The organism is Oceanicola sp. 22II-s10i (genome assembly GCF_002210105.1).
Classification (GTDB): Bacteria; Pseudomonadota; Alphaproteobacteria; order Rhodobacterales; family Rhodobacteraceae; genus Pseudooceanicola.
On the sequence record NZ_AQQU01000009.1, the window covers coordinates 45,694 to 59,109 of the forward strand.

The 13,416-nt window shown below is 68.8% G+C and carries 18 protein-coding genes; 5 read left to right on the plus strand and 13 right to left on the minus strand.

Annotation, left to right across the window (positions count from 1 at the left end):
* Positions 1-106 precede the first annotated feature (106 nt).
* The 11 genes from ATO6_RS19255 to ATO6_RS19305 all read right to left on the minus strand — a co-directional run bounded on the left by ATO6_RS19255 (position 107) and on the right by ATO6_RS19305 (position 7,602).
* Entirely contained in the window at positions 107-643 is a 537-nt protein-coding gene (locus tag ATO6_RS19255; protein ID WP_088625674.1) for a DsbE family thiol:disulfide interchange protein, read from the minus strand.
* On the minus strand, positions 633-788 hold the full coding sequence (gene ccmD / locus ATO6_RS19260; RefSeq protein WP_088625675.1) for a heme exporter protein CcmD: 156 nt from the start codon (positions 786-788) through the stop codon (positions 633-635). Before ccmD ends, ATO6_RS19255 begins: the two co-directional genes overlap by 11 nt.
* On the minus strand, positions 785-1,516 hold the full coding sequence (locus ATO6_RS19265) for a heme ABC transporter permease (protein ID WP_088625676.1): 732 nt from the start codon (positions 1,514-1,516) through the stop codon (positions 785-787). Before ATO6_RS19265 ends, ccmD begins: the two co-directional genes overlap by 4 nt.
* A gap of 41 nt (positions 1,517-1,557) precedes the next feature.
* Positions 1,558-2,214 carry a heme exporter protein CcmB gene (gene ccmB / locus ATO6_RS19270; protein ID WP_088625677.1) on the minus strand — a complete coding sequence of 219 codons (657 nt, stop codon included), beginning with the start codon at positions 2,212-2,214 and terminating at the stop codon, positions 1,558-1,560.
* Complete coding sequence (gene ccmA / locus ATO6_RS19275; protein WP_088625678.1) at positions 2,211-2,828, minus strand: heme ABC exporter ATP-binding protein CcmA; 618 nt, start codon at positions 2,826-2,828, stop codon at positions 2,211-2,213. The genes ccmB and ccmA overlap by 4 nt, the downstream gene beginning before the upstream one ends.
* A gap of 247 nt (positions 2,829-3,075) precedes the next feature.
* Positions 3,076-3,429, minus strand: a complete 354-nt coding sequence (locus tag ATO6_RS19280) for an Mth938-like domain-containing protein (protein ID WP_088625679.1) — start codon at positions 3,427-3,429, stop codon at positions 3,076-3,078.
* A gap of 16 nt (positions 3,430-3,445) precedes the next feature.
* Positions 3,446-4,198: a sulfite exporter TauE/SafE family protein gene (locus ATO6_RS19285; RefSeq protein WP_088625680.1), complete on the minus strand. Its 753-nt coding sequence runs from the start codon at positions 4,196-4,198 to the stop codon at positions 3,446-3,448.
* Complete coding sequence (gene secF, locus ATO6_RS19290; RefSeq protein WP_088625681.1) at positions 4,191-5,159, minus strand: protein translocase subunit SecF; 969 nt, start codon at positions 5,157-5,159, stop codon at positions 4,191-4,193. The genes ATO6_RS19285 and secF overlap by 8 nt, the downstream gene beginning before the upstream one ends.
* A gap of 1 nt (position 5,160) precedes the next feature.
* Positions 5,161-6,792 (minus strand): protein translocase subunit SecD, encoded by a 1,632-nt coding sequence (secD, locus tag ATO6_RS19295; protein WP_088625682.1) that lies wholly within the window; start codon positions 6,790-6,792, stop codon positions 5,161-5,163.
* 28 nt (positions 6,793-6,820) lie between these two features.
* Positions 6,821-7,108: a preprotein translocase subunit YajC gene (gene yajC, locus ATO6_RS19300; protein ID WP_088625683.1), complete on the minus strand. Its 288-nt coding sequence runs from the start codon at positions 7,106-7,108 to the stop codon at positions 6,821-6,823.
* Positions 7,109-7,332: 224 nt separating this feature from the next.
* On the minus strand, positions 7,333-7,602 hold the full coding sequence (locus ATO6_RS19305; protein ID WP_088625684.1) for a hypothetical protein: 270 nt from the start codon (positions 7,600-7,602) through the stop codon (positions 7,333-7,335).
* A 100-nt stretch (positions 7,603-7,702) separates the two neighbouring features.
* Between ATO6_RS19305 and ATO6_RS19310 the strand changes: the two genes are divergently transcribed.
* The 3 genes from ATO6_RS19310 (at position 7,703) to ATO6_RS19320 (ending at position 10,260) form a co-directional block, all read left to right on the plus strand.
* The gene (locus ATO6_RS19310) at positions 7,703-8,251 is read left to right on the plus strand and encodes a pseudouridine synthase (RefSeq protein WP_088625685.1); all 549 of its coding nucleotides are present in this window, start codon (positions 7,703-7,705) and stop codon (positions 8,249-8,251) included.
* 102 nt (positions 8,252-8,353) lie between these two features.
* Positions 8,354-9,559, plus strand: coding sequence for a glycosyltransferase 87 family protein (locus ATO6_RS19315; RefSeq protein WP_088625686.1), 1,206 nt, complete (start codon positions 8,354-8,356; stop codon positions 9,557-9,559).
* A gap of 59 nt (positions 9,560-9,618) precedes the next feature.
* A complete protein-coding gene (locus ATO6_RS19320; RefSeq protein WP_088625787.1) occupies positions 9,619-10,260 on the plus strand; it encodes an XRE family transcriptional regulator in 642 nt (213 codons plus the stop codon).
* Here ATO6_RS19320 and ATO6_RS19325 read toward each other — a convergent pair whose 3' ends face one another.
* Both ATO6_RS19325 and ATO6_RS19330 read right to left on the minus strand, forming a co-directional pair.
* Entirely contained in the window at positions 10,261-11,502 is a 1,242-nt protein-coding gene (locus ATO6_RS19325; RefSeq protein ID WP_088625687.1) for an FAD-binding oxidoreductase, read from the minus strand.
* 1 nt (position 11,503) lies between these two features.
* Positions 11,504-11,965 carry an Lrp/AsnC family transcriptional regulator gene (locus tag ATO6_RS19330; protein WP_088625688.1) on the minus strand — a complete coding sequence of 154 codons (462 nt, stop codon included), beginning with the start codon at positions 11,963-11,965 and terminating at the stop codon, positions 11,504-11,506.
* A gap of 144 nt (positions 11,966-12,109) precedes the next feature.
* Here ATO6_RS19330 and ATO6_RS19335 point away from each other — a divergent pair, with 144 nt between their 5' ends.
* Both ATO6_RS19335 and ATO6_RS19340 read left to right on the plus strand, forming a co-directional pair.
* On the plus strand, positions 12,110-13,114 hold the full coding sequence (locus tag ATO6_RS19335) for an NAD(P)-dependent oxidoreductase (RefSeq protein ID WP_088625689.1): 1,005 nt from the start codon (positions 12,110-12,112) through the stop codon (positions 13,112-13,114).
* Entirely contained in the window at positions 13,114-13,416 is a 303-nt protein-coding gene (locus ATO6_RS19340; RefSeq protein ID WP_088625690.1) for a DUF2849 domain-containing protein, read from the plus strand. Before ATO6_RS19335 ends, ATO6_RS19340 begins: the two co-directional genes overlap by 1 nt.

Genomic DNA, 13,416 nt, shown 5'->3' on the forward strand with positions numbered 1-13,416 from the left:
CCTGCGGGCGGCGCCCAAGAGAACGCGCTGGCCGGGGATCGACCCCGGCCAGCGCGTTGCCTCCGGCGGAAGTATTTTCGGCCAGAGGAAGAAGGGGAACCTGCGCCTAGTTTCCGCGGGCCTGCTCGATGGCCGGGCGGATCGTGCTGGCGATGACACGCTGGGTCACGGGGCCCGCGAACCGGGTGACGACGCGGCCCTCGCCGTCGATGACGTAGGTTTCGGGCACGCCATAGAGACCCCAGTTCAGGCCCATGCGGCCGGCGGCGTCCTGTCCGACCGCCGCGTAGGGATTGCCGAGCTCCTCGAGGAAGCCGAGCGCCTTGGCGGGCTGGTCCTTGTAGTTCACGCCGTAGATGGTGATCCCCTCCTGCGCCAGCGCGTCGAGGTTCGGATGCTCGACCCGGCAGGGCGCGCACCAGCTGGCCCAGAAGTTCACCAGCTTGACCTCTCCGTCCTTCAGCATCGCGCCTTCGAAGACCGGCAGGTCGCCGAGCGGTGTCACCGCCACCTCGGGCGCGGGCTGACCGGCGATGGCGGAGGGCAGCTGGTCAGGATCCTCGCGCTGCATCCCGACGTAGAAGGTGACCGCCAGCACGGCGAAGATCGCCGGCGGCAGCAGCATCAGCGGTTTAACGGCCATCGCGGCGTCCCTCCACCTCGTCCAGTTGCGCCTTGACCCGGCGGGCGCGGATCAGGCTGACCGCCACCAGCGCGACCAGCAGCGCCAGCGAGACGCCGTAGGCCGACAGCACGGCGCCCGCGTATTTGCCCAGATCGGGGATCATGCCATCCGCTCCCGCGCGATCAGGGCGCGCATCCGGCGGGCCCGGATCTCGGTCCGGGTGCGCAGCAGCACCAGCGTCACGAACAGCAGGACGAAGCCCGCGATCGCGACCAGCAAAGGGTAATAGAACACGTCCGCCACGTTCTCCTCCTTGTCCAGCGACAGCGAGGCGCCCTGGTGCAGGCCCTGGTTCCAGAAGTTCACCGCGTAGCGGCTGAGCAGCGCGAAGACCGATCCCACGAGGCAGAGCACCGAGGTCAGGTCGGCCGCCGTGTCGTCATTCTCGATCGCGGCCCAGAGCGCCATGTAGCCGAGGTAGAACAGGAACAGGATCAGGAAGGAGGTCAGCCGCGGATCCCAGGCCCACCACGTGCCCCACATCGGCTGGCCCCAGATCGCCCCCGTCGCCAGCGCGATCAGCGTCATCGTCGCGCCCACGGGGGCTGCGGCGCGGGCGGCCAGCGCGCTGACGTGGTGCCGCCGGACGATCCAGATCAGCGAGGCGACCAGCATCATCAGCCAGGCGTTGATCGCCATCAGCGCCGCCGGTACGTGAAGGTAGATGATCTTGACGGTCGAGCCCTGCTTGTAATCGTCGGGGGTGAAGAAGAACCCCCAGACCAGCCCCACGACCAGCGCCAGAACGGCAGCCACGGAGATCCACGGCAACACCCGGTCGGTGGTCGCCATGAACTTGCGCGGATTGGCATATTCCCAGATCGAGGCCATGTCGTTTCCTTACCGCTTACCCGTCCCGCGCGCCATTCACATCACCGCAGGTTGACCCGCAATACAGCAGCCGAGGCGAAAGGCAAAAGCGCGATCGTGCCGCAGGTCAGCCCGCCGAGCATCAGGAGCGGCGTGACAGGGTCCATGCCCTCGGCCCCGCGCCGCGCCACCTCGGCGCCGAAGATCAGCGTGGGCACGTAAAGCGGCAGGACCAGCAGCGACATGAGCAGGCCCCCGCGCTTGAGCCCAACGGTCAGCGCCGCGCCGAAGGTGCCGATGACCGACAGCGCCGGGGTGCCGATGGCGAGGCTCAGGACCAGCCACAGGTATCCGGGCCCCGGCAGGTTCAGGAGCAGCCCAAGCACCGGGGCGGCGGCGACCAGCGGCAGGCCGGTGGTCAGCCAGTGCGCCAGGGCCTTGACGCTGACGGCGGCCTCCAGCGGCAGCGGCGCGGTGGCGATCAGGTCCAGCGACCCGTCCTCCCAGTCCAGCGCGAGGATGCGGTCGAGCGACAGCAGGCAGGCCAGCAGCGCGCCGAGCCAGAGGATGCCCGGCGCGATCCGGGTCAGCAGCGCTGTTTCCGGCCCCACGCCGAAGGGCACAAGCACCACGACAATCAGGAAGAACGCGAGCCCGAGGCCGAAGCCGCCCCCCGCCCGGACCGCCAGCCTCAGGTCACGCAACAGCAGCGCCCTCACAGGAACGCCTCGTCGAAATCGTCCGCCACGGCCCGGCGCACGGCCCGGAACGGCGCCAGTTCCAGCACCTCGGCCTCGATCCCGAGGTCGATATGCGTGGCGATCACCGCCATGCCGCCGCCCGCCAGATGGCCCCGCACCGCCGCCCCGAACCAGCCGACCGCCTCACGGTCCAGAGACACCGTCGGCTCGTCCAGCACCCAGACCCGGCGCCCGGTCACGATCAGCCGCGCCAGCCCCAGCCGCCGTTTCTGCCCCGCCGACAGCGATCCCGCCAGCCGCCCGGCAAGATCGCCCAGCCGGAACGCCTCCAGTGCGCGCGCGATGTCCCGAAGCCCGTGCAACTCGGCCCAGAAGCGCAGGTTCTCCTCGACGCTCAGCATGGCCTTGATCCCGTCCGCATGGGCGGCATAGGCCATCTCCTCGCGGTCCAGCGAGACCCGCCCGCTCAAGGGCGGCTGCAGCCCGGCCAGCGTGCGCAGCAATGTCGTCTTGCCGATGCCGTTCGGCCCGCGCAGCACCAGCGCATGACCGCCCGTCAGCCGCAGGGACACCCCCTCCAGCACCGGCACACCGCCGCGCGCGACGGCCAGATCCTCGACCACAAGTTCCATGCAATCGCCCCTAGCCGAAAACCCGATGCGGGAAAAGCGCTCTCCCCTGCTTCATCTTGCCCTAAATATGCCCGCCGGAGGCATCACGGGCGAAAGCCTCCCCTTCAGGGGAGGAATTCGATCGTGATTTCCTGCGCGACGCCCACAGGGCGGCGCAACCTGTTCGGGTAGGAATGATTTCGCATTGCCATGCAATGCGAAGCCTCCGGCGGGAGTTTTTCGGGCCAGATGAATGGAAGATCAGCGCTCAGACCGGCAGCAGAGCGACAGCCACCCGGCGGCCTTCCGAGAGCAGGACGTTGTAGGTGCGGCAGGCAGTCGGAGAGGCCATCGGCTCAACCCCGATCCCGGCCTCGTCCAGAGCGCGGCGCAATCCGGCGGGAATGGGGGTGATGTCTGGGCCGGTGCCGAGGAACAGGACGTCGATCTGCCCCGCCAGTGCCAGCAGCGGCGCGGGATCGTCGTAGCCAGACCAGTCGCGGACAGCGTCCGCGGTGACGAGCAGAGGCGCCGGCATGGCCTCGCCGCCGATGCGGAAGAAGCCGGGGCCGTAGCCGTCGATGGGGCGGGCGCGGCCGTAGTCGATCTCGGTCAGTTTCATCGCGTCCTCCGTCGGATCAGTCGAAAACCGGCAGACCGGTCAGGATGGCAAGGCCGATCACCGCGTAGGCCAGTGCACGGAAGGTCCGTTCGCGGGCCGGGTCGAACAGCCTCTGGCCGATGGTGATGCCCACGAGGTAGGGCATGGCGAGGATCAGGCCAAGCCAGATTGCCTCCACCGTCACCAGATCGCGGGCGAAGAGGTTGACCACGATCCCGACCTCGAGCGCCGCGAGGAAGAGGATCGTGTTGGCCCGCACCGCCTCGGCCCCCGAGGGACCGGCGAGGTAGAACAGGATCACCGGCGGACCGGTCAGCCCGGTCGTTCCGCCCAGCACCCCCGCCGCGCCGCCGATCGCGCCCAGCCCCGGCCAGCCGACGCGGCCCCGGTAACGCCAGCCGGACACGAGCGCCGCCAGCGTCACAGCCGCCGCCACCGCCACCAGCCAGCGCAGAAGGTCGCGCGGCAGGATCGTCAGCAGCCAGATGCCGAGCGGCATGGTCAGCAGCGCTGCGCCCGCCAGCACCGCGACCTGCCGTTTGTCCGCCCCGCGCCACGCGCGTGGCAGCATCGCGGGCCACGAGAAGACACCGGTTACGGAGAGCAGGAGTATCGCAACCGGCACCGGCAGCAGGACCGCTGCCACCGGCATCACGATCAGCCCGGTGCCGAAGCCGGTGAACCCGCGGACCAGACCGGCGGCCCCGAAGGCCGCCAGCAGCCAGACCAGCCCCGGCGTGCCGAACGCCGAGGCGAGCCCGTCAGGCATCGATGTTCGCGAACTGGTTGCCGCCGGTGTTGCTGGGCTTGGTCCAGTCCCGCTTCACGCCCAGCCACAGAACGATGTTCTTGGCGACGTAAACCGAGGAATAGGTCCCGACGATCACGCCCCAGGTGATGGCGAAGACGAAGCCACGGATGACGTCCCCCCCCAGCACCAGCAGCGCGATCAGCGCCAACAGTGTGGTGCCCGAGGTCATCAGGGTCCGGCTGAGGGTTTCGTTGACCGAAAGGTTCATCACCCCGATCAGCGGCATCGTCTTGTACTTCCGCAAGTTCTCGCGCAGGCGGTCGAAGATCACGACGGTGTCGTTGATCGAGTAACCGATGATCGTCAACAGGGCCGCGATGGTCGCGAGGTCGAAGCGGATCTGAAGCAGCGAGAATATCCCGATGGTCACGATGACGTCGTGGAACAGCGCCGCCACGGCGCCGACCGAGAACTGCCACTCGAAGCGCAGCCAGATGTAGAACAGGATCGCCGCCAGCGCCGCGCAGACGGCGAGGATGGCGGTCTGGATCAGCTCGCCAGACACCTTCGGCCCCACGGATTCCACCTGCGTGAACCTGATCGTCGGATCGACGCCCTTCAGCGCCGCGAGCACCTGGTCGACCGTCTCGCCGCTGACGCTTTCCTGGTCACCCTGCGCCTGGATGCGGATCATCGCGACATGGTGGTTCTCGGCGAAGGAGGGATCGTAGACCTCCGAGATCGAGACATCCCCCAGCCCGAGGGGCGCAATGGCATCGCGATATTCGCCCACCACCACCGCACTTTCGGACTGCGTGCGGATCGTCGTGCCGCCACGGAAGTCGATGCCGAAGTTCAGCCCGACAACGATCCAGATGATGACCGAGGCGATCATAGCCACCACCGAGACGCCGAAGGTCAGGGTCCGGTACTTGAAGAAATCCCACTCGGTGTGGTCGGGAACCAGTCTCAGACGCATGTCACACCTCGATCGTTTTGGGCCGAGCCCGTTCGAACCACATCACGACCAGCAGCCGCGTCACCCAGATCGCCGTGAACACCGAAGTAATGATGCCGATGCCCAGCGTCACCGAGAACCCCCGCACCGGGCCGGAGCCCAGGACGAACAGGATCAGCGCGATGATGAAGGTCGTGATATTCGCATCCACGATGGCCGAAAGCGCGCGCTCGTATCCGAGGTCGATCGCCCGCGCCGGCCCCTTGGCCGTCTTGAGTTCTTCGCGGATCCGCTCGAACACCAGCACGTTGGCATCGACCGCCATGCCGATCGTCAGCACGATCCCGGCGATCCCCGGCAGCGTCAGGGTCGCCCCGATGATGCTGAGCAGGCCGAAGATCAGCCCGACGTTGATGAGCAGCGCGATGTTGGCGAAAATCCCGAACAGGCCATAGGACAGGGCCATGAAGATCAGCACGCCCGCGAAGGCCACGATACAGGCGATCTTGCCCGCCTGGATGCTGTCCGCGCCCAGTTCCGGCCCGATCGTCCGCTCCTCGAGGAAATCGAGCCCGGCGGGCAGCGCGCCCGCGCGCAGCAGAACCGCGAGGTTGGTCGATTCCTCGACCGTGAAATTGCCGGTGATGATGCCGGACCCGCCCGCGATATGGCTCTGGATCACGGGGGCCGAGATGACCTCGCCGTCCAGCACGATGGCGAAGGGGTTGCCGATGTTGGCGGCGGTGTAGTCGCCGAACTTCCGCGCCCCCGAGGGGTTGAAGCGGAAGGACACCGCGGGCCGTCCGTTCTGGTCGAACGAGGGCTGGGCATCCACCAGTTCCTCGCCCGTGACCACGGCGGCGGCTTCAAGGATGTAGAACTGTCCCGGCTCGTCCAGCGAGGGCAGGATCTCCTGCCCGGCGGCGGGGGCGTAATTCTCGTTCGTGGTCCGGTTCACGACCGGCTGGAACGTCAGCTGCGCCGTCGTCCCGATGATCGCCTTCAGCTCGGAGGCCGAGCCGAGGCCGGGCACCTGGATCAGGATCCGGTCGCTGCCCTGCCGCTGGATCGTCGGTTCGCGCGTGCCGACCTCGTCGATCCGACGGCGGATGATCTCCAGCGACTGGCGCACCGTGCGTTCGTCCGTCGCGGCGCGTTCCGCCTCGGACAGGGTCACGACGATCTCGTCGCCCTCGACCGAAACCTCAAGATCGTTCGCACCGGCCCCGGTCAGCGAGGTCACCGGCCGCGCCAGCGCACGCACAGCAGCGACCGCGGCGCTCATCCCGTCGGGATTGCCGATCCGCACCCTCAGCACGTCGGGCGCGCTTTCCTGCAGGCGGATCGTACCGATCTGGTCACGCATGTCGCGCAGGGTGTTGCGCACCTCGGGCCAGAGGCCGCGCATCCGCTGGGCGTAGACGTCCTGCGTCTTGACCTCGGCCAAGAGGTGCGCCCCGCCCCTCAGGTCGAGCCCGAGGTTGACGAGGTTCGAGGGCAGGAACGACGGCCAGCTGGTGTCCGGCATCCCGGCGTCGATGGTGTCGTTATGCACCTCGACGCGGCTGTAGAAGGCGTTCGGTGTCGCGAACAGGAGGCCGGCCAGCACGATCAGCCAGATCAGCACGCGCTTCCAGGTATCGATCTGAAGCATTCAGGCGGCCTCCCGGCCAGAGGTAGGGTCAGGTGTTGGCCGGTTCAGTCTTGGACAGGACCTGTGCGATGGTCGACTTGACCACGCGGACCTTGACGCCCTCGGCGATCTCGACCTCGACCTCGTTGTCGTCGCGGACCTTGGCGATCTTGCCGACGATCCCGCCCTGCGTGACGACCATGTCGCCGCGGCGGACCGCGCTCACCATCGCCTGATGGTCCTTCAGCTTCTTCTGCTGAGGGCGGATCAGCAGGAAATACATGATCGCGAAGATCAGGATCAGCGGCACGAATTGCGCGAGTGCGTTCCCGTCCATGAGGGCTCCTTGTGCAAAAGCGGGGACCCCCCGCGAATTTTGGCGGAACCTATGGTTGCGGCCGTGCGATTGCAAGGCGCGAAAGGGCGGCTCCCCGGCCCTGACGGCCCGTGTCGCGGGTGACGTAGCGGGGGATTGCGGGGCGTGGATGCGGCGTGGGGCCGCAGGACGGGGGCGTTACGGGACGCTCCGGGGATTTTGGCACGCTACAGACATGCCCCGCCCTACCCCGCCGGCAGCACCGCCATGCTCCCGGCGATCATCGCCATCATCGCCAGCGTCAGCCCCCCGAGCACCCGGCGGTCGCGGCGATACTCCGGGCGGCGGAGGAACCAGCCGAACCCCCGCAGCGTCGCGACGGGGCCGGGGAACATCGCCCCCGTCTCCGCCGCCAGATCGCGGCGGATGCGGAACAGCACCCGGAACATCTGCACCGCCCAGAGGGCGAAGATCACCCCCTCCGCCACCAGCCAGATCACCGCCAGACCGCTCATCCGCACCTCCCGGAACCGTCGCCCCGCAAGCATAACCGCGCGCCGCCCCTAGCCAAAGCCGCAGCTTCCCTCCCGCGCGCCTCCGGGCTATGGAACCGGCATGGCCCGCACGATCCTCTTCAACAAGCCCTTCGACGTCCTGTCGCAGTTCACCGACAGCGGCACCGAGGGCTCGCCCCGCCGGACGCTCTCGGATTTCATCGACGTGCCGGGGGTTTACGCGGCGGGCAGGCTCGACCGGGACAGCGAGGGGCTGATGGTGCTGACCGACGACGGACGGCTTCAGGCGCAGATCGCCAACCCGCGCCACCGGACTCCCAAGACCTACTGGGCGCAGGTCGAGGGCATCCCCGACGCCGCCGCCCTCGCCGCGCTGTCGAAGGGGGTGACGCTGAAGGACGGACTGACCCGCCCCGCCCATGTCACGCGGATCGACCGGCCCCCCGCCCTGTGGGAGCGCGACCCGCCGATCCGCGTGCGGCAGTCGATCCCCGACTGCTGGCTCGAGATCACGATCCGCGAGGGCCGCAACAGGCAGGTCCGCCGGATGACCGCCCATATCGGCCACCCCACCCTGCGCCTGATCCGCGCGCGGATCGGGCACTGGCACCTCGGCGGGCTGCGCCCCGGCGAATGGCGGGACGCCTGAGCGGGGCCTGATCCGGGCCCGATCCGGGTTTGCCCGAGGGGCCGCGATCTGGCATTATTCCCGGCAAACAAGGGCCTAACGCCCACCGAGGACAGAGCAGCCATGACCCCGACAGACCCGGCCAGCCCGCCGCTGCTGCCCTTGCGCGCCGCCAGCCTGCGGGTCGTGATCGTGCTGCTGACGGCCCTGTTCCTCATGACGGCGGTGCAGATCGGCCTGCCCGGCATCCCCGGCGCGCGGCCGGGCTTCGTGGATTTCCACGTCTTCCACCTCGCCGGAACGCTGGCGCTGTCGGGCGAGCTGTCCACCGCCTACCACACCGCCGACTTCGCGCCCCTTCAGGCCGCGCAGCCGGGATACGCGGCCTACATGCCCTACACCTACCCGCCGCCCTTCAACCTGCTGGCCGCCGCGCTGGCGCTGCTGCCGCAGGGGATCGCCTATCTCGCCTTGATCGGCGGCAGCTTCGCGGCGCTCCTTCTGGTGCTGCGCCGTCTCTGCGGCACACATGCGACTGCCGTCCTGATGATGCTTCTGCCCGCCGCCATCGTCAGCGCGCGGTTCGGGCAGAACGGATTTCTCACCGCAGCCCTGATCGGCGCGGCCTGCCTTTGGTGGCCACGGGCGCAGAGCGGCCTCCCGCTCGGGGCGATGATCGTCAAGCCGCACCTCGCCCTAGGCCTCGGCCTCGCCGCCCTGCTCCGCTTCCGCTGGCTGATGATCGTTGTCGCGGCGGCGACGGCGCTGACCCTCGCGGCGCTTGCCACGCTCGCCTTCGGCACCGCCGTCTGGACCGATTTCCGGGATGCGGCCCGCGAGTCCGGCCAGTTCCTGAACGACGGCGCCTATCCGATGTTCCGCATGACCTCGGTCTATGCCTGCGCCCGCAGCCTCGGGCTGGCATCCGGCGCGGCGATGAGCCTGCATATCGCGCTTGCCGCCGTCTCGGTTGCCGCGCTCGCGCTGGCATCGGCGCGCGGCTGGCAGCCCCGGCGCATCCTGACCCTCGCCGTGCTGAGCTGCCTCATGATCAGCCCCTACGCCTACGACTACGACCTCACGCTCGGCACCGTGGCGCTGGCCCTTGCCGCGCCGGACCTCGCACGCACGCCAGTTGTGCCCCGCCTCGGCCTGACCGCCGCGCTCTGGTTCGCATCCGGCTGGGGCCTCGCCATGATCAGCTTCGCGACGGCGCCGAAATCCGACATCCCCTCGCTCGGCGCGCCTGGTGTCCTGCTGGCGTCGGCGCTCATCTTCCGGACATTGCACCGGGCGGAAACCGCCGCAACCCGGCTCTTGCCCGCCTGACGCTCGACATCCCAATGCCGATCGGCGACAGTGCCCGGCAGAACACCCCGGCCCGGATAATGAGCAGCAAACCGAAGCCTTCCCCCCTCGGCCAGAACCCCCACAGCGTCCGCGAGCGCCGCGAGAAGTCGCTCGAGGCAGCCATCGGGCGCGAGGTGCGCGTGCTGCGCAAGCGGCAGCGGATGACGGTGGCCGACCTTGCCCAGCAGACCGGGCTTTCTGTCGGCATGCTCTCCAAGATCGAGAACGGAGTCACCTCACCCTCGCTCACCACGTTGCAGACGCTTGCACATGCGCTGTCGGTGCCCCTCACGTCGCTGTTCACCGGGTTCGAGGAGGAGCGCGGCGTCATGCACGTCAAGGCGGGCGAGGCGGTCGAGATCGAGCGTCAGGGCACCCGGTCGGGGCACCAGTACAACCTGCTGGGCCATATCGGTGCGAATGCCTCGGGCGTGGTGGTGGAGCCCTACCTGATCGTGCTTTCGGAAAGCTCGGACGTCTTCCCGACCTTCCAGCATGAGGGGATCGAGCTTATCTACATGCTGGAGGGCCGGATGGAGTATCGCCACGGCGACCGGCTGTTCACGATGGAGCCGGGGGACTCGCTGTTCTTCGACGCCGACGCGCCGCACGGGCCCGAGGTGCTGGGGGCGCTGCCGATCCGGTATCTGTCCGTGATCTCCTACCCGCAGAGCACCTGATCACGCATACCGCCGCCCCGGATCGAAGGGTGCGATGTCCATGTTCGGCTGCCGCCCCTCGGCCAGATCCGCGATGATACGTCCGGTGATCCCGCCCGTGGTCAGCCCGAGGTGCTGGTGGCCGAAGGCATGCAGGATGCGCGGGCTGCCGGGGGAGGCGCCGATGGCGGGGCGCGAGTCCGGCAGGGTCGGGCGGAAGCCCAGCCATTCCGATGTCGGTTCGGGCAGTGGCCCGAGGAACTCCGCCCCCCTGCGGGCGATGTAGGACAGGCGGCGGCGATTCACCGGGGCGTCGAGCGATGCGATCTCGACCGTTCCGGCCAGACGCAGGCCGCGCGCCATGGGGACGGAGTAGAAGCCGCCCTCGCTCCAGCCCACAGGCCGGGACACGCGGTCGGCCTCTCCGGCGAAGAGCAGGTGGTAGCCGCGCTCGGTGCCGAGGGGGATGCGGTCCGCCCCGCCGCCGGGGATCAGCGCCGACCGCGCGCCCGACGCGATGGCGACGCGGCCTGCGGTCACGGTATCGCCGCCCAGCATGACCTCGACCCGGTCGTTCAGGTCGCGCACCCGCTCCACCGCCGCCTGCCGCCAGACACCGCCGAGGACCACGAACCGGGCATGCAGCCGGCGCACCAGTTCCTCGGGATCGCGGACATGCCGCGCGCCGGGGTAGTGCACCGCGCGGGCGATCGGGGCGCGGATGTTTGGCTCCAGTTCCAGCGCCTCCGCCGCGCTCAGCTCGCGGAACGGCACGCCGAGTTCGCGCCGCAGCGCCAGTCCGGACGCCGCCCCCTTGGCCCCCTCGCGCGTCGACCAGATGTTGAGCTGCCCGCGCGACACGATCAGGTCCCCTGCCCCCGCTTCGGCGATCAGCGGGTCCAGCCCGGCATCCGCCGCCGACAGCAGCGCAGCGAGATCGCCCGCGATCCGGCGTGAGGGACCGGTGCGGCAGTTGGCGAGGAACGACAGCATCCAGCGCGGGTTGCGCAGGGCGTGGGCCCAAGACACCGACAGCGGACTGTCCGTTCCGAACAGCAGCCGCGGCAGGCCGGTCAGCACCGAAGGATCGTTCGTCGGCAGGCAGGCATAGGTGGCGATGGTGCAGGCGTTGCCGGAACTGGTCCCCGATCCCGGCGGGTTCGGATCGGCGAGCAGCACGTTCAGCCCGCGCATCCGCGACCACAGCGCGGCCGAGGTGCCGACGATCCCCGCGCCCACGACGATCAGGTCGAAATCGGCCATCTCAGACCGGCAGCGCGGTCGTGGACTTGATCTCTTCCATCGACAGCAGCGCGGTGACGTTGTGCACCTTCACCTCGGAAATCAGCGCCTGATAAAAGACGTCGTAGGCGCGGGCGTTCTTGACCCGGACCTTGAGGATATAGTCGATCTCGCCCGCCAGCCGGTGCGCCTCCTGCACTTCGGGGCGTTTCAGGAGCGCGGCGAGGAACTGCTTCTGCCAGCCCGCGTCGTGTTCGCTGGTGCGGATCAGGACGAAGAAACAGGCCTCGAACCCAAGCGTCTCGGCATCGAGGATGACGGTCTGGGCACGGATCACCCCGGCCTCGCGCAGCTTGCGGATACGGTTCCACACCGGCGTCTTGGACGACCCGACTTTCCGCGCGATCTCGTCCAGCGACTGGCTTGCGTCCTGCTGCAATTGCGAAAGGATTTTTCGGTCGGTGTCGTCGAGGCGGACAGACATTCCCTGCTACTCCGGTTTTCGCGAACAGACGTCCCGAGGGCCAGCCTCTCTGGAACCCTGTTCTTATTTCCCCGCCCCACTGGCGACGAAACGGGAATATTTCCTAAGTTGCAGGGTGAGTCAAACACAACCCGGAGCGGACAGATGCGCCACTTCCCGATCTTCGTGAACATGGACAACGCCCGCGTCGTGCTGTCGGGCGGCGGCGATGCCGCGCTGGCGAAACTGCGGCTGCTGATGAAGACCTCGGCCCGGATCGAGGTCTACACCGAAGCCCCCGCCCAGGAGATCATCGACTGGGTCCGCGAGGGCCGCATTCACCTCACACGCCGCGCTCTGGCACCCGAGGACGTGCCGGGTTCGGTGTTGGTCTATGCCGCGGACGAGGATGAAACCCTCGACGCCCGCACCGCCGCGCTGGCCCGCGCCTGCGGCGTGCTGGTGAACATCGTCGACAACCTCAACGACAGCGCCTTCATCACGCCCGCCATCGTGGACCGCGACCCGGTCTGCGTCGCCATCGGGACCGAGGGCGCGGCGCCGATGCTGGCCCGTTCGATCAAGGCCGACCTGGAATCGCGCCTGCCCGCCTCGCTGGGTCTGCTGACCCGCGCCGCGCAGGCGTTCCGCCGCGCCGCCGAGGCGCTGCCGCATGGCCGCCCGCGCCGGGCATTCTGGACCGAGTATTTCGACCGCGCGGGCCCCGATGCCTATGACGCGGGCGGCGAGGTCGCGCTGGACCCGGCGCTGACGCTGCTGCTGGACCGTCACCTGCAGACGGAAACGCAGGAAGGCCGGATCACGCTGACCTGGACCGGATCGGACGATCCGGACCTGCTGACGCTGAAGGCGCGCAAGGCGATCGACACCGCAGACGTGGTGATCCACGACGCGGGCGTCGCCCCCGCCGTTCTGGAACTGGCGCGGCGCGAGGCGCGGATCGTCAGGCTGGAGCGTCCGTCGGACGTGCCGCCGATGCCGCGCCTGCTGGCCGATCACGCGGCGAAGGGGGCGCAGGTCCTCTACATCTCCGCCGCGCCGTTGCCCCCGTCGCTTGCGCCCCGCTGCCGCGCACATGACGTCGCCGTCACCGAGATTCCGGGCGTCGCCGCCCATACCCAGACCGAAGCGCTGAAGGAAACTGCCTGATGCCCCGTGCCTTCACCCCGAAAGTTATCACCGCCAATGCCCTGCTGGAGGGCGACGTGGTCTATCTGACCAAGGACGACCTGTGGACCCGCGACCTGTCCGAGGCCGAACTGCTCACCGACGAGGCCCATGCCGACATCCGCCTGCTCGACGCCGAGAAGCGCGGGAACGAGGTCGTGGGCGTCTACCTCGCCGACATGACCGCAGGGCCGGACGGGCCCGAGCCGACCCACTTCCGCGAGGACTTCCGCCGCACAGGGCCGTCCAACTATTTCCACGGCAAACAGGAAGTCCGAGGCTGA

What these genes read in the sequence shown, in the direction of transcription:
- ATO6_RS19280 (WP_088625679.1), bottom strand. Translation starts at nt 3,429, where the DNA reads ATGAAACTGACCGAGATCGACTACGGCCGCGCCCGCCCCATCGACGGC.
- ATO6_RS19340 (WP_088625690.1), top strand. Translation starts at nt 13,114, where the DNA reads ATGCCCCGTGCCTTCACCCCGAAAGTTATCACCGCCAATGCCCTGCTG.
- secF (WP_088625681.1), bottom strand. Translation starts at nt 5,159, where the DNA reads ATGCGTCTGAGACTGGTTCCCGACCACACCGAGTGGGATTTCTTCAAG.
- ATO6_RS19325 (WP_088625687.1), bottom strand. Translation starts at nt 11,502, where the DNA reads ATGGCCGATTTCGACCTGATCGTCGTGGGCGCGGGGATCGTCGGCACC.
- ccmD (WP_088625675.1), bottom strand. Translation starts at nt 788, where the DNA reads ATGATCCCCGATCTGGGCAAATACGCGGGCGCCGTGCTGTCGGCCTAC.
- ATO6_RS19305 (WP_088625684.1), bottom strand. Translation starts at nt 7,602, where the DNA reads ATGAGCGGTCTGGCGGTGATCTGGCTGGTGGCGGAGGGGGTGATCTTC.
- ATO6_RS19330 (WP_088625688.1), bottom strand. Translation starts at nt 11,965, where the DNA reads ATGTCTGTCCGCCTCGACGACACCGACCGAAAAATCCTTTCGCAATTG.
- ATO6_RS19285 (WP_088625680.1), bottom strand. Translation starts at nt 4,198, where the DNA reads ATGCCTGACGGGCTCGCCTCGGCGTTCGGCACGCCGGGGCTGGTCTGG.
- yajC (WP_088625683.1), bottom strand. Translation starts at nt 7,108, where the DNA reads ATGGACGGGAACGCACTCGCGCAATTCGTGCCGCTGATCCTGATCTTC.
- ATO6_RS19265 (WP_088625676.1), bottom strand. Translation starts at nt 1,516, where the DNA reads ATGGCCTCGATCTGGGAATATGCCAATCCGCGCAAGTTCATGGCGACC.
- ATO6_RS19315 (WP_088625686.1), top strand. Translation starts at nt 8,354, where the DNA reads ATGACCCCGACAGACCCGGCCAGCCCGCCGCTGCTGCCCTTGCGCGCC.
- ATO6_RS19310 (WP_088625685.1), top strand. Translation starts at nt 7,703, where the DNA reads ATGGCCCGCACGATCCTCTTCAACAAGCCCTTCGACGTCCTGTCGCAG.
- ccmA (WP_088625678.1), bottom strand. Translation starts at nt 2,828, where the DNA reads ATGGAACTTGTGGTCGAGGATCTGGCCGTCGCGCGCGGCGGTGTGCCG.
- secD (WP_088625682.1), bottom strand. Translation starts at nt 6,792, where the DNA reads ATGCTTCAGATCGATACCTGGAAGCGCGTGCTGATCTGGCTGATCGTG.
- ATO6_RS19335 (WP_088625689.1), top strand. Translation starts at nt 12,110, where the DNA reads ATGCGCCACTTCCCGATCTTCGTGAACATGGACAACGCCCGCGTCGTG.
- ATO6_RS19320 (WP_088625787.1), top strand. Translation starts at nt 9,619, where the DNA reads ATGAGCAGCAAACCGAAGCCTTCCCCCCTCGGCCAGAACCCCCACAGC.
- ATO6_RS19255 (WP_088625674.1), bottom strand. Translation starts at nt 643, where the DNA reads ATGGCCGTTAAACCGCTGATGCTGCTGCCGCCGGCGATCTTCGCCGTG.